Origin of the sequence: Caballeronia sp. LZ065, assembly GCF_031450975.1 — a bacterium.
Classification (GTDB): domain Bacteria; phylum Pseudomonadota; class Gammaproteobacteria; order Burkholderiales; family Burkholderiaceae; genus Caballeronia.
Genome location: NZ_JARUXV010000001.1, coordinates 2,852,548 through 2,872,040 on the forward strand (window position 1 = coordinate 2,852,548; position 19,493 = coordinate 2,872,040).

At 64.6% G+C, this 19,493-nt stretch carries 17 protein-coding genes; 2 read left to right on the forward strand and 15 right to left on the reverse strand.

Annotated features, from left to right (window positions below; translation table 11 throughout):
- Window positions 1-21: 21 nt before the first annotated feature.
- On the forward strand, window positions 22-213 hold the full coding sequence (gene yacG / locus QCE63_RS13190; protein WP_309833414.1) for a DNA gyrase inhibitor YacG: 192 nt from the start codon (window positions 22-24) through the stop codon (window positions 211-213).
- Window positions 214-228: 15 nt separating this feature from the next.
- Here the strand turns inward: yacG and mutT are convergent, their stop codons facing one another.
- From mutT to secA, 4 genes are all read right to left on the reverse strand, one after another.
- The gene (mutT, locus tag QCE63_RS13195; protein WP_309833416.1) at window positions 229-660 is read right to left on the reverse strand and encodes an 8-oxo-dGTP diphosphatase MutT; all 432 of its coding nucleotides are present in this window, start codon (window positions 658-660) and stop codon (window positions 229-231) included.
- Window positions 657-1,520: an ATP-binding protein gene (locus tag QCE63_RS13200; protein WP_309833417.1), complete on the reverse strand. Its 864-nt coding sequence runs from the start codon at window positions 1,518-1,520 to the stop codon at window positions 657-659. Before QCE63_RS13200 ends, mutT begins: the two co-directional genes overlap by 4 nt.
- A 26-nt stretch (window positions 1,521-1,546) precedes the next feature.
- Window positions 1,547-2,788, reverse strand: a complete 1,242-nt coding sequence (gene argJ, locus QCE63_RS13205; RefSeq protein WP_309833418.1) for a bifunctional glutamate N-acetyltransferase/amino-acid acetyltransferase ArgJ — start codon at window positions 2,786-2,788, stop codon at window positions 1,547-1,549.
- Window positions 2,789-2,944: 156 nt separating this feature from the next.
- A complete protein-coding gene (gene secA, locus QCE63_RS13210) occupies window positions 2,945-5,764 on the reverse strand; it encodes a preprotein translocase subunit SecA (protein WP_309833419.1) in 2,820 nt (939 codons plus the stop codon).
- A gap of 299 nt (window positions 5,765-6,063) precedes the next feature.
- On the opposite strand from secA, the gene QCE63_RS13215 reads away from it, so the two are divergent.
- A complete protein-coding gene (locus tag QCE63_RS13215) occupies window positions 6,064-6,555 on the forward strand; it encodes a DUF721 domain-containing protein (RefSeq protein WP_309833420.1) in 492 nt (163 codons plus the stop codon).
- A gap of 47 nt (window positions 6,556-6,602) precedes the next feature.
- Here QCE63_RS13215 and lpxC read toward each other — a convergent pair whose 3' ends face one another.
- The 11 genes from lpxC to mraY all read right to left on the reverse strand — a co-directional run bounded on the left by lpxC (window position 6,603) and on the right by mraY (window position 19,485).
- On the reverse strand, window positions 6,603-7,520 hold the full coding sequence (gene lpxC / locus QCE63_RS13220) for a UDP-3-O-acyl-N-acetylglucosamine deacetylase (protein WP_309833422.1): 918 nt from the start codon (window positions 7,518-7,520) through the stop codon (window positions 6,603-6,605).
- A 263-nt stretch (window positions 7,521-7,783) separates the two neighbouring features.
- A complete protein-coding gene (locus tag QCE63_RS13225; protein ID WP_309833809.1) occupies window positions 7,784-8,287 on the reverse strand; it encodes a peroxiredoxin in 504 nt (167 codons plus the stop codon).
- 290 nt (window positions 8,288-8,577) lie between these two features.
- Complete coding sequence (gene ftsZ / locus QCE63_RS13230; protein WP_309809990.1) at window positions 8,578-9,786, reverse strand: cell division protein FtsZ; 1,209 nt, start codon at window positions 9,784-9,786, stop codon at window positions 8,578-8,580.
- A gap of 109 nt (window positions 9,787-9,895) precedes the next feature.
- A complete protein-coding gene (gene ftsA / locus QCE63_RS13235) occupies window positions 9,896-11,128 on the reverse strand; it encodes a cell division protein FtsA (protein ID WP_309833423.1) in 1,233 nt (410 codons plus the stop codon).
- A 26-nt stretch (window positions 11,129-11,154) separates the two neighbouring features.
- Window positions 11,155-11,907, reverse strand: coding sequence for a cell division protein FtsQ/DivIB (locus QCE63_RS13240; RefSeq protein WP_309809994.1), 753 nt, complete (start codon window positions 11,905-11,907; stop codon window positions 11,155-11,157).
- Between the two features lie 42 nt (window positions 11,908-11,949).
- Window positions 11,950-12,891, reverse strand: a complete 942-nt coding sequence (locus tag QCE63_RS13245) for a D-alanine--D-alanine ligase (protein WP_309833425.1) — start codon at window positions 12,889-12,891, stop codon at window positions 11,950-11,952.
- Window positions 12,892-12,916: 25 nt separating this feature from the next.
- Window positions 12,917-14,335: a UDP-N-acetylmuramate--L-alanine ligase gene (gene murC / locus QCE63_RS13250; protein WP_309833426.1), complete on the reverse strand. Its 1,419-nt coding sequence runs from the start codon at window positions 14,333-14,335 to the stop codon at window positions 12,917-12,919.
- Window positions 14,336-15,454: an undecaprenyldiphospho-muramoylpentapeptide beta-N-acetylglucosaminyltransferase gene (gene murG / locus QCE63_RS13255; protein WP_309833428.1), complete on the reverse strand. Its 1,119-nt coding sequence runs from the start codon at window positions 15,452-15,454 to the stop codon at window positions 14,336-14,338.
- Window positions 15,451-16,746 (reverse strand): putative lipid II flippase FtsW, encoded by a 1,296-nt coding sequence (gene ftsW / locus QCE63_RS13260; RefSeq protein ID WP_309833429.1) that lies wholly within the window; start codon window positions 16,744-16,746, stop codon window positions 15,451-15,453. The genes murG and ftsW overlap by 4 nt, the downstream gene beginning before the upstream one ends.
- Complete coding sequence (gene murD / locus QCE63_RS13265; protein WP_309833430.1) at window positions 16,743-18,254, reverse strand: UDP-N-acetylmuramoyl-L-alanine--D-glutamate ligase; 1,512 nt, start codon at window positions 18,252-18,254, stop codon at window positions 16,743-16,745. The genes ftsW and murD overlap by 4 nt, the downstream gene beginning before the upstream one ends.
- Window positions 18,255-18,315: 61 nt before the next feature.
- Complete coding sequence (gene mraY, locus QCE63_RS13270) at window positions 18,316-19,485, reverse strand: phospho-N-acetylmuramoyl-pentapeptide-transferase (protein ID WP_309810012.1); 1,170 nt, start codon at window positions 19,483-19,485, stop codon at window positions 18,316-18,318.
- Between the last annotated feature and the right edge of the window lie 8 nt (window positions 19,486-19,493).

Below are 19,493 nucleotides of genomic sequence, written 5' to 3' on the forward strand. Positions count from 1 at the left end.
CCGGCTCGAATCGCACACGTCATGACCACTGTCGTCAAATGCCCGACCTGCAGCAAGGAAGTCCGCTGGGTCCCTGAAAACCGCTTTCGCCCGTTCTGCTCGGAGCGCTGCAGGCAGATTGATCTCGGCGCGTGGGCGGCCGAGAAGTACAAGATCGCGGGTAATGCGCAGGAAACACCGCCGGACGACGACCAGCACGGCGGTCTTAACTAGACGAAGCTCCGCAGCCTATTCCCGCTCTTCCTCTTCGAGCCATTCCAGAATGGGGATGGCCGCCGGAAGTAGTGGCGCGACCTCGACAGGCAGCGTCTGCCACGCAATCGCCTGTCCCTCGCGGCCAAGCGGCTCGCCCTTCCACTCCGTCACCTTGCAGAAGAACAAGCGCACGTAGGCATGCGGATAATCGTGCTCGAGCGTGCGCCACAGCTGACATGCAGTGACGTCGATGCCCAGTTCCTCGTGCAGTTCGCGCCCGAGCGCCGCCTCGATGCTCTCGCCCGCCTCCAGCTTGCCGCCCGGAAACTCCCAGTAACCCTCATACGGCTTGCCGGCGGGCCGTTGCGCGAGCAGATAGCGGCCGTCGTGCTCCACCATCACGCCGACGGCCACTTCCGTCACCTTGCGGCCGTCGGGCGCGAGATCGCTCTGTGCGCCGCTCACTGCTTGCGTCCCGACCAGTCGCGCGCGAACTGCCACGCCACGCGTCCCGAGCGCGAGCCGCGTTCGAGCGCCCACACCAGCGCATCGCCGCGCGCGCCTTCGATCTCCGTGTCGGCGCAGCCGAAGTGCTTCAGCCAGTGGCCGACGATCGCCAGGTAATCATCCTGCTTGAACGGGTAGAAGCTGACCCACAGGCCGAAGCGCTCGGACAGCGAGATCTTTTCTTCGACCACTTCGCCCGGATGAATTTCGCCATCGGACGTGTGCTTGTACGTCTCGTTGTCGCTCATGTACTCGGGCAGCAGATGGCGGCGGTTCGACGTTGCGTAGATCAGCACGTTGTCGGACTGCGCGGCGACCGAACCGTCGAGCGCCACCTTCAGCGCCTTGTAGCCCGACTCGCCTTCCTCGAACGAGAGGTCGTCGCAGAACACGATGAAGCGCTCGGGCCGCGCCGCAATCAGATCGACGATATCGCCGAGATCGTGCAGATCGTCCTTGTCCACTTCGATCAGTCGCAGCCCGTCCTTCGCGTAGGCATTGAGACACGCCTTGATCAGCGACGACTTGCCCGTGCCCCGCGCGCCCGTCAGCAACACATTGTTCGCGGGCAGCTTCTTCACGAATTGCAACGTGTTCTGCTGGATCAGCCCTTTCTGGCGATCGATGTTCTGCAGGTCGTCGAGCGAGATGAGCGAAATGGCCGGCACCGGCTGCAGGAAGCCGCGGCCTTGACGCTTGCGCCAGCGGAACGCGATCGCGGATTCCCAGTCGATGTCCGGCGCCGCGGGCGGCAACATGCCTTCGATGCGCGCGAGCACCGCCTCGGCGCGCGTGAGAAATTGTTCGAGCTTGTCCATTGTCGGTATCGTTGCGCGCCGTCCGATCAGGAGCGATAGTCGGCGTTGATGCTCACGTAATCGTGCGAGAGATCGCACGTCCAGATGGTGGCCTGCGCGTCGCCGCGACCCAGCAGTACGCGAATCGCGATCTCGCTCTTCTTCATCACGCGCTGGCCGTCTTCTTCCTTGTAATCCGGATTGCGCCCGCCGGCCTTCGCGACGAGCACGTCGTCGAGATAGAGATCGACCTTGCCGACATCGAGGTCGGTCACGCCGGCATAGCCGATCGCCGCGAGAATGCGGCCGAGGTTCGGATCCGACGCGTAAAACGCCGTCTTCACGAGCGGCGAATGACCGATTGCGTAGCCAATCTGACGACATTCCGCCGCGTCGCGCCCGCCTTCGACGGTCACGGTCATGAACTTGGTCGCGCCTTCGCCGTCGCGCACGATCAGCTGCGCCAGTTCCTGCGCCACTTCGGTCACGACATCGCGCAGGGCGGCGTAGGCCGGGGAATCGGTGGAGGTGATGGCGGGCAAGCTCGACTTGCCCGACGCGATCAGGATGAACGAATCGTTCGTCGAGGTATCGCCGTCGATCGTGATGCAGTTGAACGAGCGATCCGCCACGTGCTTGACGAGCGCGTCGAGCACCGGCTGCGCGACGTTGGCGTCGAAGGCGAGGAAGCCGAGCATCGTCGCCATGTTCGGCTTGATCATGCCCGCGCCCTTGCTGATGCCCGACAACGTGACCACGTGCCCGTCGATGGTGACCTGACGCGACGCGGCCTTCGGCAGCGTGTCGGTCGTCATGATGGCTTGCGCCGCGTCGAACCAGTGCGCCGCCTGCTGGTTCTCAAGCGCGGCGGGCAGCCCGGCCTTCAGGCGGTCGAGCGGCAGCGGCTCGAGAATCACGCCGGTCGAGAACGGCAGGATCTGTTGCGCGTCGAGGCCGGCCAGGCGCGCCAGTTCCGCGCAGGTTTCGCGCGCGATCACCATGCCCGGCTCGCCCGTGCCCGCGTTCGCATTGCCGGTATTCACGACGAGCGCGCGAATGCCCTTGCCGCCCTGACCCGCCGCCGTGAGATGCTCGCGGCACACGATGACCGGCGCGGCACAGAAGCGATTCGTGGTGAACACGCCGGCGACGCTCGCGCCTTCATCGACGCGAATGACGAGCACATCCTTGCGATTGGGCTTGCGGATATTCGCCTCGGCCCAGCCTAGCGTGACGCCGGCGACGGGATGAAGCGCTGCGGGATCGATCGAGGGAAAGTTGACGGCCATGTTCGCGTCTCACTGAGGGTGGCGCGTGCCGGAAGGTGCACCGGCACGGGATGAAAGACTGACGCGGACCGGCTGAGCCGGACCGGCGCCGTGAATAAGCGAATCTGCAAAAACAAACGACGCATCGCTGCGTCGCCTGTTCTGTGTCAGCAGTGATTAAGCCAGCTTGCCGTGACAGTTTTTGTACTTCTTCCCGCTGCCGCATGGGCAGGGATCGTTGCGGCCGACCTTCGGCACGTCGTCGACACCGCGCGTCACGACGCTGACGTCCTCGCCGCCCGCGCCGGCCATGGCCTGACTGACCATCTGCGCAGCGGCGTTCGCGGCGCTGGCGGCCGGCGTGGGTTCGGCCGCCGGCGCATTGAAGTCAGCGTGCTGGAACGACACGTTCTCCAGATGGCTGCCCTTCTCCTCGTACTGCTCGGCCGCTTCTTCCAGCTGTTCCGGCGACTGGATCTGCACGTTCATCACGACCCGCGTGACTTCCTGCTTCACGGAATCGAGCATCGCGGCGAAGAGTTCGAACGCCTCGCGCTTGTATTCCTGCTTCGGATTCTTCTGCGCATAGCCGCGCAGATGGATACCCTGACGCAGGTGATCGAGCGCGGCCAGATGCTCGCGCCAGCGGCTGTCGAGCGTCTGCAGCATGATCGAACGCTCGAACGCACTGAACGACTCGCGGCCCACCAGCGTCACCTTCGCTTCGTACGCTTCGTCGGCGGCGGCGAGCACGGCTTCGGAGATTTCCTCGGCGTCGATCGAATTCGACTCGTTGATCATCTCCTGCACCGCGAGATCCAGCGACCATTCGTTGCGCAGCACCTCTTCCAGCTCGGGCGCTTCCCACTGTTCCTCGATGCTGCCTGCCGGCACGAACGTGCGCACCACGTCGCCGATCACGCTCTGGCGCATTGCCGCGATGGTTTCCTGCACGTCGTTCGCTTCGAGCAGTTCGTTGCGCTGCTGGTAGATCACCTTGCGCTGGTCGTTGGAGACATCGTCGTATTCGAGCAGCTGCTTGCGGATGTCGAAGTTGCGCGCTTCGACCTTGCGCTGCGCGCCCTCGATGGACCGCGTGACCATGCCCGCTTCGATCGGCTCGCCTTCCGGCATTTTCAGGCGATCCATGATGGCGCGCACGCGGTCGCCCGCGAAAATGCGCAGCAGCGGATCGTCCAGCGACAGATAGAAGCGCGACGAACCCGGATCGCCCTGACGGCCCGCGCGGCCGCGCAGCTGGTTGTCGATACGGCGCGACTCGTGACGCTCGGTGCCGATGATATGCAGGCCGCCCGCGGCCTTCACGTTGTCGTGCAGCGTCTGCCATTCGTCGTGCAGCTTCTGGATGCGCGCGGCTTTCTCGTCTTCGGGAATCGAAAGATCCGCCTCGATGAACGACGCCTGCTTCTCGACATTGCCGCCGAGCACGATGTCGGTACCGCGGCCGGCCATGTTCGTCGCGATGGTGACGACGCCCGGACGTCCCGCTTCCGCGACGATGGCCGCTTCCCGCGCGTGCTGCTTCGCGTTGAGCACTTCGTGACGCACGCCGGCCTTGCCGAGCAGGTCGGACAGCAGTTCGGACGCTTCGATGGACGTCGTGCCGACCAGCGTAGGCTGGCCACGCTCGACACAGTCCTGGATGTCGCGGATCACCGCGTCATACCGTTCCTTCGCCGTCTTGTAGATCTGATCCTGCTTGTCGACGCGCTTCGGCGGCCGGTTGGTCGGGATCACAACGGTTTCGAGACCGTAAATCTCGTTGAATTCGTAGGCTTCGGTGTCCGCCGTGCCGGTCATGCCGGACAGCTTCGCGTACATGCGGAAGTAGTTCTGCAGCGTGATGGAGGCGAGCGTCTGGTTCTCGGCCTGGATCTGCACGTGCTCTTTCGCTTCCACCGCCTGATGCAGGCCGTCCGACCAGCGGCGGCCGGTCATCATGCGGCCGGTGAATTCGTCGACGATCACGACTTCGCTTTCCTGCACCACGTAATGCTGGTCGCGATGGAACAGCGTGTGTGCGCGCAGCGCGGCGTACACGTGGTGCATCAGCGTGATGTTCTGCGGCGCGTAGAGACTCTCGCCCTCGCCAATCAGGCCCCACTCGGCAAGCAGGCGCTCGGCCTTCTCGTGGCCCGACTCGGTCAGGAACACCTGCCGCGCCTTTTCGTCCAGCGTGTAGTCGCCCGGCTTTTCGACGCCCGTGCCGTCGGCCTTTTCCTCGCCGATCTGCTGTTCGAGCAGCGGCGGCAGCGCGTTCATGCGGACGTACAGGTCCGTGTGGTCTTCAGCCTGACCGGAGATGATGAGCGGCGTGCGCGCTTCATCGATCAGGATGGAGTCCACTTCGTCGACGATCGCGAAATTGAGCGGACGCTGCACGCGCGCGTTCGGCTCGTAGACCATGTTGTCGCGCAGGTAGTCGAAGCCGAACTCGTTGTTGGTGCCGTACGTGATGTCCGCGGCGTAGGCTTCCTGCTTCTGCTCGTGCGCCATCTGCGAGAGATTCACGCCGCAGGACAGGCCGAGGAAGTTGTAGAGGCGCGCCATCCATTCGGCGTCGCGCTGCGCGAGGTAGTCGTTCACCGTGACGACGTGCACGCCGCGGCCCGACAGCGCATTCAGATAGGCGGCCAGCGTGGCGACGAGCGTCTTGCCTTCGCCGGTGCGCATTTCCGCGATCTTGCCGTAATGCAGGACCATGCCGCCGATCAGCTGGACGTCGAAGTGACGCATCTTCAGCACGCGCCGGCTGGCTTCGCGGCACACCGCGAACGCTTCGGGCAGGATCACGTCCAGCGACTCCCCGCCCGCGACACGTTGACGGAATTCGTCGGTCTTGGCGCGCAGTTGATCGTCCGAATACTTCTCGACGGTCGGCTCGAGCGCATTGATCGCCGTAACGGTCTTTTGGTACTGCTTGATCAGCCGCTGATTGCGGCTGCCAAAAATCTTTTGAAGGAAACCGGTCGTCATCGGATCAATGTCTGCGTCGCGGCTTCGGACGGGCGACAGCACCAAGCTGCGTCCGGGCTCGGAGAACCTCGGCGACTTAAGTCCATAGGGTGAAATTCGAATCGGGAATTTTAGCACGCGACTCCGGCAGACCTTGCGTCGGCTTGCCTGCGCGCGCGTCGGCGCAATGCGACAGTCAACCCGCCGAAAGCTTTCTGTGCCATGCGTTTTCCTCTGGACCTCGTCCGGCGCTGCCGTTTGCCTGACGTACAATCGAACGTGTCACCGAACGGTCCTGTCAGGGTCCGCACCCAAGCAAAATGAGCCGCTTTTCTACAAATTCAAGGCAAGGCACCTGGAAGGTCGATCCGCGCCGCCCGCAGGCCGTCGCCGACGTGCTCGGCCGCACCGATGCGTTCCAGGCCCTGCGCGCGGGCGTCGAGCAGGTCGCCGCACTGCAGCGCGATCTGGGCGCACTGCTGCCGGATTATCTTGCTTCGAACGTGGAACCCGGCTTCATCAAGGACGGCGTGCTGGCGCTGTTCGCCGCGCACAATGCGCTCGCCGCGCGCCTGCGGCATCTCGAACCCCGTCTTCTCTCGGACCTTCAGGCGCGCGGCTGGGCCGTCAATGCGTTGCGCATCCGCGTGCGTCCGCAGTCGATGAAAGAGCCCGCGCAGCCGAAGCAGGCGCGCATGTCGCAGGCGGGCGCATCAGCGCTGCAGGAACTGGCCGAAACGCTCGAACCGTCGCCGCTTCAGGAAGCGCTGGCGCGCATGGCGTCGCGTCATCGGCCCGGGCAAAAAAAATGAGCGGCGCTTGCGCGTCGCTCATCTCTTGTTGCCACCAGCCGGTTTGATCAGGCAAATGCCGTTTGCGTGTCGAAGCCGAAACCGCGCGGCGCTTGCTTGATGTCCTCGAACGTGACGATCTCGTAGGCATCCTCGTGCGCGAGCAACTCGCGCAGCAGCATGTTGTTCATCGCGTGGCCGCCCTTGTACGCGTTGTACGAAGCCAGCAGCGGATGCCCCACCACGTAAAGGTCGCCGATGGCGTCGAGCATCTTGTGCTTGACGAACTCGTCGTCGTAACGCAAGCCGTCGTTGTTCAGGATGCGGTACTCGTCCAGCACGATGGCGTTGTCCATGCTGCCGCCGCGCGCCAGACCCAGTTCGCGCATCATTTCGACTTCATGCGCAAAGCCGAACGTGCGGGCCCGGGCAATCTCGCGGACATACGACGTCGTTGCGAAATCCACTTCCAGCGCCTGACCGGTCTTGTCGACGGCCGGATGACGGAAGTCGATGGTAAAGCTCAGCTTGAAGCCGAAATACGGCTCGAGACGGGCGAACTTGTCGCCGTCGCGGACCTCGACGGGCTTCGTCACCTTGATGAATTTCTTCGGCGAATTCTGCTCTTCGATACCCGCCGACTGGATCAGGAACACGAAGGAAGCCGCGCTGCCGTCCATGATCGGGATTTCCTCGGCGGTGACATCGACATACAAATTGTCGATGCCGAGGCCCGCGCACGCCGACATCAAGTGCTCGATGGTAGACACGCGCGCCCCGTCCTTCTGCAACACGGACGCGAGCCGGGTATCGCCGATCGACATCGCCGACGCAGGGATATCGACTGCCTGGGGCAGGTCGATCCGCGAAAACACGATGCCCGTGTCAGCCGGCGCGGGCTTCAGCGTCAGCTCGACCTTGCGGCCGGAATGGAGCCCGATTCCCACGGTCTTGACGACGGTCTTGATTGTTCGCTGCTTCAACATGATGTTCTTTTCCGATTTGCATTCCCTATTAAGAGAATCAATCACTCACTTTATTCCGATAGCCCGAATTATACTCCATTCGCCAAGCGCCGTCGTGCTTCGGGACGTATCAACTGTTTCCCTGTGTTACTCGCACATAGCCTTTTTAAAAGTCGAACGGGCCGATGCCCGGAATGGAGGCATTTCCGGTCATCGGCCCCAAGTTGCGGCGGATTACGAGGGCGCCACGGGCGTTGCGCAACGGCAACGCAGCGCCGCTGAAATCAGCGCAACGTCGCGAGGATGCTTCGAGCGTCGCTGACTTCGAACTTGCCGGGCGCTTCGACGTTCAGCGTCTTGACCACGCCGTCGTCGACCACCATCGCGTAGCGCTGGGAACGGATTCCCATGCCACGCTCGGTCAAATCCTGATCCAGTCCGAGTGCCTGGGCGAAACGCGCACTGCCGTCTGCGATCATCTTTACCTTGCCCGCGGTTTGAAGATCGCGTCCCCACGCGCTCATGACGAACGCGTCGTTGACGGAAACGCACCAGACCTCGTCGATGCCGGCAGCGGACAACTCCGCCGCCGCCTCGACATAGCCGGGCACGTGCCTGGCGGAGCACGTCGGCGTGAACGCGCCCGGCAATCCGAAGATCACCACGCGTTTGCCTGCGCACCGCTCGCGCGCCTGGAACCCGTTCGGTCCCACGGCGCAGCCTTCCGTCGCCTCCTCGATGAACTCGAAGAGACGCACATCCGGCAGCGTGTCACCCACTTTGATCATGCTCGGTCCTTCCCTTGTCAGTGCTCGTGAACCTGCTCGCGATCGCATCGTCCCGCGAATCCTGCCCGACGGCGTGACGGTCATGCGGCTTCCATCCGGATTCCCCAGCCTCGGGGAGCGGAAGCGTGGGGGTCGGCTGGCCACGGCCCGGCGTCCATCGGTGAATCAGGACGCGGCCTTGGACAGTCGCCCCACGTGATGCCTGCATGAACCGCGCAAGACGTCCGGCGCGGCCACGCGGTAAGCTGCTTCGTCAGACCTTGTTCATCAGCAAATCACGTGCGCGACGCTCAGTCGGCCTGCTTGCGCAGGAACGCCGGAATGTCATACGTATCGACACCCTTTTCCTGCAAAGCCTGCACATGCGATGCCGCCGTCTCACGCGTCGAACGCCACACCGCCGGGGTGTCGAGCTGACCGTAGTCGGTGGTCGACTGGCCGTGCTGCGAACCATACGAATTGTGCGCCGTTTGCGGACCGTGTGCGATCGGCTGATTGTCGGTGCCGGTACGGAGCAGGGTCATCGGCGCTTGCTGCTGCTTCTTCGCCGCGCGGCCCAGGCCCGTTGCCACCACCGTCACGCGCAGGGCGTCGCCCATTGCGTCGTCATACACCGCACCGAAGATCACGGTAGCGTCGTCGGCCGCGTAGGACTTGATGGTGTTCATCACTTCACGCGTTTCCGACAGACGCAGCGAACGGCTCGACGTGATATTCACCAGCACGCCGCGCGCACCCGACAGATCCACACCTTCCAGCAGCGGGCTGGCAACAGCCTGCTCGGCGGCCAGACGCGCGCGATCGACGCCGGCGACCGTCGCCGTGCCCATCATCGCCTTGCCCTGCTCGCCCATCACGGTCTTCACGTCTTCGAAGTCGACGTTGACCAGGCCATCGACATTGATTATTTCAGCGATACCTGCGACAGCGTTGTTCAGCACGTCGTCCGCGCACTGGAAGCACTTGTCCATCTCGGCGTCATCGCCCATCACCTCGAACAGCTTGTCGTTCAGCACGACGATCAGCGAGTCGACGTGATCCTCCAGTTGCTGCGAACCTGCTTCGGCAACACGCATGCGGCGGCCGCCTTCGAACTCGAACGGCTTGCTGACCACACCCACCGTCAGAATGCCCATTTCCTTGGCGATCTGCGCGACCACCGGCGCTGCGCCCGTGCCCGTGCCGCCGCCCATGCCTGCGGTGATGAACACCATGTGCGCGCCGCGCAGTGCATCAGCCACGCGCTCGCGTGCATCTTCCGCCGCTTCCTTGCCCTTCTCCGGCTTGGCGCCTGCGCCGAGACCGGTCATGCCCAGTTGCAGCACCGTCGGCGCGCGCGAACGGGCCAGCGCTTGCGCGTCGGTGTTCATCACGATGAAGTCGACGCCCTGCACACCGCGGTTGATCATGTGCTGGACTGCATTACCGCCCGCACCACCAACACCCACGACCTTGATGATCGTGCCGTTGGTTTCCGTTTCCAGCATTTCGAAATCCATGTTGCCTCCGTCAAGAATGAAGATCGGCGTTATTCGATGAGAGATCGGGCAACCTCACATCGCGCGCCAGCCGCCGGTACCAGCGCGTAATTCGTTTGATGCGTAATCGTCAGAAATTCCCGAGGAACCAGTCCTTCATCCTCGTGAACACTTGTCCCATCGATCCGTTCTGCACCGCGACCTTGCGGCCGCGCATGCGTTGCGAGCGTCCTTCCGCGAGCAAGCCCATCGCGGTGGAGTAGCGCGGATTGCGCACGACATCAGCAAGACCGCCCGCGTACTCCGGCACGCCGATGCGCACCGGCTTCAAAAAGATGTCTTCGCCCAGCTCGACCATGCCGGGCATCATCGCGGCGCCGCCGGTCAGCACGACGCCGCTCGACAGCAGCTCTTCGTAGCCCGACTCGCGCACCACCTGCTGCACCAGCGAGAACAGCTCCTCGACGCGCGGCTCGACCACGGCCGCCAGCGCCTGGCGCGACAACGTGCGCGGGCCGCGTTCGCCGAGTCCCGGCACTTCGATCATTTCGTCCGGATCAGCCAACGCCTGCTTCGCGATGCCGTAGCTCACCTTGATGTCTTCCGCGTCGGGCGTGGGCGTGCGCAGCGCCATGGCGACGTCGCCCGTGATCTGGTCGCCGGCGATCGGGATCACGGCCGTGTGGCGGATCGCGCCTTCGCTGAAGATGGCGATGTCGGTCGTGCCGCCGCCGATATCGACGAGCACCACGCCCAGTTCCTTCTCGTCCTCGGTCAGCACCGCCAGCGACGACGCCAGCGGCTGCAGCACGAGGTCGTTCACTTCGAGGCCGCAGCGGCGCACGCACTTGACGATGTTCTGCGCCGCGCTCACCGCGCCCGTGACGATGTGCACCTTCACTTCCAGCCGGATGCCGCTCATGCCGATCGGCTCGCGCACGTCTTCCTGGCCGTCGATGATGAATTCCTGCGTCAGGATGTGCAGCACCTGCTGATCGGTCGGGATGTTGATCGCCTTGGCCGTTTCGATCACGCGCGCGACGTCCGCCTGCGTGACTTCCTTGTCCTTGATCGCCACCATGCCGCTCGAATTGAAGCTGCGGATATGGCTGCCCGCGATGCCGGTGAAGACATTCGTGATCTTGCAGTCCGCCATCAGCTCGGCTTCTTCCAGCGCGCGCTGGATGGACTGCACCGTGGCCTCGATGTTGACCACGACGCCCTTCTTCAACCCCTTCGAGTCGGCCTGACCGAGTCCGATCACCTCATAGTGGCCTTCGCCCTTCAGTTCGGCGACGATCGCGACCACCTTCGACGTTCCGATGTCGAGGGAAACCAGCAGGTCTTTGTAGTCTTTGCTCATAGCGTGCTCATGCCCGTGATGTCTGCTTACTTCTTGGCCTTGTCGGTGTCATTGATGAAGCGCATGTTCGCTGCTCGTATCGCGAAGCCGTTCGGGTACCGCAAATCCGCATATTCGATCTCCTTGCCCCAGCGCCCCGTGACCGCCGGCCACGACGCGACGAAGCGCTTGCTGCGCTCGAGCAGCGTGTCCTGATTGCGCTCACGACCAAGTTCGACCTGCATGCCGTTCGAGAGCTTCACCGTCCACGCGAAACGCGGCGACAGCGTCACTTCGTCCGGCTTCGCATCCAGCGGCGCGAACCACTTCTCGAAGTCGTGGTAGCGCGCGACGACTTCCTTCGCGGTGCCTTCCGGGCCGTCGAACGCGGGCAGGTCGTCGTCCAGTTCGCCCTGGTTCGCAGTGAACAGTTCGCCGTCCGTGCTCACCAGCTGATCCGTGCCCCACGTACCGAGCGGCTTGTATTCCTCGAGCGTCACCGCCAGCGCGTTCGGCCAGACCCGGCGCACGCTCGCGTGCCGCACCCACGGCACCTGTTCGAACGCGGTCCGCGCCGAATCCAGGTCCACCGTGAAGAAGTTGCCCTTCACACGCCCGACCACGCTCGCGCGGATCACCGGCGAACTGATGTGGGTCGTGTCGCCGTCGATCTGGATTTCGCGCAGCCGGAACTCGGGACGCTGGATCGCCCAGTAACCCGCCGCGCCCAGCAGCAGCAGCACGAGTACGACGTGCAGCGCATTGGCGGCGAGGTTGAGTTGGCGAACGTTGTTCCACATAGTGTCGCTGCTACAGGTCCGGTGAGTGATCGCTTTATTGCTTTACTGCTTCAAAGTCAGGGACAGCACCTGCACGACGAGATCGCTGTAGCTGATGCCGACCGCGCGCGCGGCTTTCGGCGGCAGCGAGTGATCCGTCATGCCGGGCGCCGTGTTCACTTCCAGGAAGTACGGGTTGCCGTCGGCGTCGAGCATGAAGTCGGCGCGGCCCCAGTCAGTGCAGCCGAGGATCTCGAACGCGCGCTTCGTCAGCTGCTTCATGCGCGTTTCCTCGGCTTCCGTCAGGCCGCACGGAATCAGATATTGCGTGTCGTCGGCGACGTACTTCGCGTGATAGTCGTAGAACTCGCCCGCCGGCACGATCTTGATGACCGGCAAATCCAGGTCACCCGCGATGCAGCAGGTGTACTCGCCGCCGCCCTCGATGCTCTGCTCGACGATCACGATCTTGTCGAAGCGCGCGGCTTCCGCCAGCGCCGCGCCGAGCGTTTCAGCGCTCTTCACCTTGATGACCGCGACACTCGATCCTTCGCTCGCCGGCTTCACGAAGAGCGGCAAGCCGAGCTTCACGATGATGTCCTGCGCGCGCGCTTCATAGTCTTCGTCGCGAAAGACGGTTTCGAACGGCGGCGTCGGGATGCCGGTCTGCTGCCAGACGAGCTTGGTGCGCAGCTTGTCCATGCCGAGCGCGGAACCCAGCACGCCGCTGCCCGTATAACGAATGCCGTAGAAATCCAGCGCGCCCTGCAACTGTCCGTTCTCGCCATAACCGCCGTGCAGCGCGATGAACGCGCGCTCGAAGCCTTCGCTCTTCAGTTCCGCCAGCGGACGCTCGGCCGGGTCGAACGGATGCGCATCCACGCCTGCCGCGCGCAGACCTTCGAGCACGAGCCGCCCGGAGTTGAGCGACACCTCGCGCTCGGCGGAATGACCGCCCAGCAGCACCGCGACTTTGCCGAAAAGTTTCGGATCGATTCGATTCACTTGATTGCTCGTTACGTCTGTCATTTCAGTTCTGACCGCTCGTCGCGTTGGTGGCGTTTGTGACGTTCGCCAGCTTGCCGCACACCCCGCCGATGGAACCCGCGCCCATCGTGATCACTACGTCGTCATTGCGCGCGAGCGTCGTGATCGCGTCCGGCATCTCATCCACCGTGTCGACGAACACCGGCTCGACCTTGCCCGCCACCCGAATGGCCCGCGCGAGCGCCCGGCCGTCGGCGGCGACGATCGGCGCCTCGCCCGCGGAGTAGACCTCGGTGAGCACGAGGGCATCGACCGTCGACAGCACCTTCACGAAGTCCTCGAAGCAGTCGCGCGTGCGCGTGAAGCGATGCGGCTGGAACGCCAGTACCAGGCGGCGCCCCGGAAACGCGCCGCGCGCCGCCGCGATAGTCGCGGCCATTTCCACCGGGTGATGACCGTAGTCGTCGATCAGCGTGTAAGCGCCTTCGCCGGCATTCGCGTTCACTTCGCCGTAGCGCTGGAAGCGCCGGCCCACGCCGTTGAATTCGGCGAGCGCACGCTGAATATCGGCATCCGGCACTTCAAGTTCAGTCGCAATCGCAATCGCCGCGAGCGCGTTCTGCACGTTGTGCGTGCCCGGCAGGTTCAGCACGATGTCGAGCGACGGCGCGTCCGTGCGCAGCGTCGTGAAATGCATGCGGCCATTGCGCGCCTCGACGTTCACCGCGCGCACTTCGGCTTCCGCGCCGAGGCCATAGCGGATGATCGGCTTCGACACGAACGGCAGGATCTCGCGCACGTTCGGATCGTCGACGCACAGCACCGCGATGCCATAGAACGGCAGACGGTGCGTGAACTCGATGAACGCCTGCTTGAGCCGCGCGAAGTCGTGGCCGTAGGTGTCCATGTGATCGGCGTCGATGTTCGTGATGACTTCGATCACCGGGAACAGATTCAGGAACGACGCATCCGACTCGTCGGCTTCCGCGACGATGAAATCGCCGGTGCCGAGCCGCGCGTTCGCGCCCGCGCTGTTGAGCCGCCCGCCGATCACGAAGGTCGGATCGAGCCCGCCCGCCGCCAGCACGCTCGCGACGAGCGAGGTGGTCGTGGTCTTGCCGTGTGTGCCGGCAATCGCGATGCCCTGCTTCAGGCGCATCAGTTCGGCGAGCATCACGGCGCGCGGCACGATGGGCACACGGCGATGGCGCGCGGCCAGCACTTCGGGATTGTCGGAACGCACCGCTGTCGACACGACGACCGCGTTCGCGCCTTCGATGTTGTGCTCGTGATGCCCGATCTCGACGCGCGCGCCGAGTGTGCGCAGGCGTTCGGTCACGGCGCCGTTCGAGAGATCCGAGCCGCTGACGTGGTAACCGAGATTGAGCAGCACCTCGGCGATGCCGCTCATGCCCGCGCCGCCGATCCCGACGAAGTGAATATGCTTGACGATATGTTTCATTCAGTGTGCCTCCCGAGCTTGCGCGTCGAAACGCGCGCCCGCCACGTCGGCGCAAATACTCGCGACCTTCTCGGTCGCGTCCGGCTTCGCCAAGGCACGCGAACGCACGGCCATCTCGGCCAGCGTCTCGCGGGTCTGTACGCGTAACCAGTCGGCGAGCTTTTGCGCCGACAAATCATGTTGTTGTATCAGCTCGGCCGCGCCGTTCTTCGCGAGGAACGCGCCGTTGGTCGTCTGGTGATCGTCGACGGCGAACGGGAACGGCACGAACAGCGCAGCCACGCCCACGGCCGCGATCTCGGAAACGGTCATGGCGCCCGAGCGGCAGATCACGAGATCCGCCGCCGCGTAGGCGCTGGCCATGTCTTCGATGAACGGCACGAGTTGCAGGTCTTCGTCCTGCGTGAGACCCGCCGCCGCGTAATGCGCTTCGAGCGCCGCAATATGCTTCGCGCCCGCCTGATGCACGATGCGCGGACGCTGGTCGGATGCGAGCATCGCGACCGCCTTCGGCACCGTTTCGTTCAACGCCGCGGCGCCGAGACTGCCGCCGACGACGAGCACGTTCAGGCGTCCGGAACGCGCGGCGTAGCGTTCTTTGGGTGGCAAAGCGCTGGTTAGTTCCGCACGGAGCGGATTACCCGTCCATTCCGCATTCGGCAGAGCATTGGGGAACGCCACCAGCACGCGCTTCGCGAGATGCGCGAGCAGCTTGTTCGCGAGTCCGGCGATCGAATTCTGTTCGTGCAGCACGAGCGGGCAACCCGCGAGCTTCGTCATGATGCCCGCCGGAAACGTGATGTAGCCGCCCATGCCGAGCACCACATCCGGCTTCACGCGGCGCAGCGCGGCGAGGCTCTGCGTGCAGGCGCGCAGCAGGTTCACCGGCAGCATCAGCTTGGTCCCGAGGCCCTTGCCACGCACGCCGCCGAAGCGCACGTATTCCATTGGAATGCCGTGCTTCGGTACGAGCGTCGCTTCCATGCCGCTCGCGTTGCCGAGCCACACCACGCGCCAGCCGTGCGACTGCATCCAGTGCGCGACCGCGAGCCCCGGGAACACATGGCCCCCGGTGCCGCCCGCCATCACCATCAAGGTGCGGTCGCGTCGCGCGCTCATACTTTTCCTCCGCGCATCAGCACCCGGTTTTCATAGTCGACGCGCAGCAGCACCGCCAGCGCGACGCAGTTCAGCAAGATGCCCGAGCCGCCGTAGCTGACGAGCGGCAGCGTGAGACCCTTGGTCGGCAGGAGGCCGAGGTTCACGCCCATGTTGATGAAGGTCTGCGCGCCGAACCAGATGCCCACGCCCTTCGCCATCAGGCCGGCGAAGGTGCGGTCGAGCGCGAGCGCCTGACGGCCGATCTCGAACGCACGGCGCACGATCCAGTAGAACAGCAGGATCACGCAGATCACGCCGACGAAACCGAGTTCCTCGCCGATCACGGCCAGGATGAAGTCGGTATGCGCTTCCGGCAGGTAGTTGAGCTTTTCAACGCTGCCGCCGAGCCCGACGCCGAACCACTCGCCGCGTCCGAAGGCGATCAGCGAGTGCGTCAATTGATAAGCCTTGCCTTGCGCGTAGCGGTCGTCCCACGGATCGAGGTACGCGAAAATGCGTTCGCGACGCCACGGCGATGCCCACACCAGCAGCGCGAAGGTGCCGACGGCCGTTGCCACCAGTCCGCCAAACAGCTTGCCGTTCACGCCGCCGAGGAACAGCACGCCCATGGCGATGGCCGCGATCACCATGAACGCGCCCATGTCCGGTTCGAGCAGCAAGAGCGCGCCGACGAAACCCACCGCGACGGCCATCGGCAGGAAGCCCTTGCCGAAGCTGTGCATGAACTCCTGCTTGCGCACCGTGTAGTTCGCGGCGTAGATGGTCACCGCGAGCTTCATGATTTCCGACGGCTGCATGTTCGAGATGCCGAGCGGAATCCAGCGGCGCGCGCCGTTCACGCCCTTGCCGATGTGCGGGATCAACACGATGATCAGCAGCACCAGCGAGAAGAGAAAAAACTTCGGCGCGTACTTTTCCCAGACCTTGATCGGAATCTTGAAGGCGATCACCGCGCCGACCAGCGCAGTCGCGATCGAAACCAGGTGGCGCATCAGGAAGTGCCAGTCGCGATAGCTCGCGTACTTCGGGGAATCAGGCATCGCGATGGACGCCGAATACACCATCACCACGCCCAGGCCGAGCAGCGCGATCGTCACCCACAACAGCGAATAGTCATAGTCGAGCATGCGCGAGCGCGCGGGACGCACGCCGTTCACCGCGCTCGAAATGCCGCCCGCGCCCTCGCGGCGCGAACGCATGCCGGAGTCCGTGCGGCCCGCGAGCGAGTCGTGCGAGACCACGTTGCGCTGGCCCGTCAGTTTCGATCCGAAGCGTTCCGTCCAGCTCATAACATCACTCCCCGCGCGGCGGCGATTTCTTCGACCGCGCCACGAAACACGTCGGCGCGATGTGCGTAGTTCTTGAACATGTCGAGGCTCGCGCACGCGGGCGAGAGCAACACGGCGTCGCCGGCTTCCGCGATGCGCGCGGCGGCGTTGGTCGCCGCTTCGAGCGTGGCGTGGTCTTCCAGTGTGACGCCGGTGGCGGCGAGCGTCTCGCGCAGGCGCGGCGCGTCGCGTCCGATCAGCATCACCGCGCGCGCCCAGCGGCCGACTGGCGCTTCGAGCGGCGAGAAGTCCTGGCCCTTGCCCTCGCCGCCGGCGATCAGCACGACGCGTTGCGCGAGGCCGTCGAGCGCCGCGACCGTCGCGCCGACGTTGGTGCCCTTGCTGTCGTCGACATAATCGACGCCGTCGATCTGCGCGATCACTTCCACGCGATGCGGTTCGCCACGGTATTCACGCAGCCCGTGCAGCAGCGCCGCGAGCGGCAGGTCGATCGCGCGGGCCAAAGCCAGCGCGGCCAGCGCGTTCGCCGCGTTGTGCAGGCCGCGGATGCGCAGCGCGTCGGCGGGCATCAGGCGCTTCGACACGAGGTTCGGCTCGGCGGCTTCCTGCTTGCGGCGGCGCGCCGGCGCGGGTTCGCCCGACGCGTCCTGATCGATGCCCGCGACCAGCCACAGCATGCCGTTGTCGCGCAGCAGCCCGTAGTCGCCGACGAACGACGGCTCGTTCAGACCGAAGCTCACCACGCGGTCCTGCGCGATGTTCTTGGCGAGCGCCATGGTGCGCGAGTCGTCGCGGTTCAGCACGCGCACCGTGCGCGGCCCGAAGATGTGGCCCTTCGCGGCGGCGTAGGCATCAAGGCCGCCGTGCCAGTCGAGATGATCCTGCGTGATGTTGAGCACTGCGGCCGCATCCGGCGCGAAGCTGTGCGCGGTTTCCAGCTGGAAGCTCGACAGTTCGAGCACCCACACGTCCGGCAGCGCGGTCTGGTCGATGGCTTCGGTCAGCTTGTCGAGCATGGCCGGGCTGATGTTGCCCGCCACCGCCACCGTCTTGCCCGCACGCTCGCACAAGAGGCCGGTGAGCGCGGTGGTCGTGGTCTTGCCGTTGGTGCCGGTGATCGCCAGCACCTTCGGCGCATAGCCGTTCGCGCCGAGTCCGGCGAGCGCCTGCGCGAAGAGTTCGAGTTCGCCCCACACGGGAATGCCGCGCTCGTTCGCGGCGGCGATCAGCGGTGCGAGATCGGGCGCGAGCGGCGACAGCCCCGGGCTGATCGCGACCAGCTCGATGCCGCCATCCAGCAATTCGGGCGTGAAGACGCCGCCGACGAAGTCCGCGTCGATCTGGTGGACGGCCAGTTCGGAGAGATTGGGCGGCGTCTCGCGCGTGTCGGCGATACGCAGGCGGCAGCCGTGCCTGGCGCACCAGCGCGCCATCGCCAGACCGGATTCACCCAGTCCCAGCACGAGCACCATCGGACTTTGCCGACCCACGAACTTCTCGCCAAACATCGCTTTACCTTTCCCGGAGAACTGCAAATAAAACTGGAGCTGCTTGAAACGCCTGCTTCGATCAACGCAACTTGAGCGTCGAGAGGCCAAACAGGCACAACATCAACGTGATGATCCAGAAGCGCACCACCACTTGCGTCTCGGTCCAGCCGGACAGTTCGTAGTGGTGATGCAGCGGCGCCATCTTGAAGAAGCGGCGGCCTTCGCCGTAACGGCGTTTCGTGAACTTGAACCAGAACACCTGCAGCATCACCGACAGCGTTTCCGCCACGAAGATGCCGCCCATGATGAACAGCACGATCTCCTGACGCACGATCACCGCGACCGTGCCCAGCGCGCCGCCGAGCGCGAGCGCGCCGACATCGCCCATGAAGACCTGCGCGGGGTGCGTGTTGTACCAGAGGAAGGCGAGGCCCGCGCCGCCCATCGCCGAGCAGAAGATCAGCAGTTCGCCCGCGCCGGGAATGTGCGGGAACAGCAGATACTTCGAGTACACCGAGCTGCCCATCACATACGCGAACGCGCCAAGCGACGCGCCCACGAGCACGACGGGCATGATGACGAGGCCGTCGAGGCCGTCGGTGAGATTCACGGCATTGCTCGAACCGACGATCACGAAATACGTGAGCGCGATGAAGCCCCACACGCCGAGCGGATAGCTGATGGCCTTCACGAACGGCAGCATCAGGTCGGCGCGCGCGGGCAGGCCCATGGAAAGACCGCTGCGCACCCAGGCCATGAAGAGATCGAACACGCGCGTATTGCTGGCTTCGGACACGCTGAACGCGAGATACACGGCGGCGAACAGACCGATCACGGATTGCCAGAAATACTTTTCGCGCGACGACATGCCGCGCGGGTCCTTGTGCACGACCTTGCGGTAGTCATCCACCCAGCCGATCACGCCATAGCCGAAGGTGACGAGCATCACGATCCACACGAAACGGTTCGTGAGGTCGGCCCACAGCAGCGTGGACACCGCGATGCCGATGAGGATCAGCACGCCGCCCATGGTCGGCGTGCCGGACTTGACGAGGTGCGACTGCGGGCCGTCCTTGCGCACGGCCTGGCCGACCTTCAGCGCGGTCAGCTTGCGGATCACCCACGGGCCGCAGACGAGGCCGATCAACATGGCCGTCGCCGTGGCGCCCACGGCGCGAAACGTGAGGTAATTGAACACGCGCATGAAGCTGGCGTCATTCTGGAGCCATTGCGCGAGTGCGAGTAGCATGCTGGTCC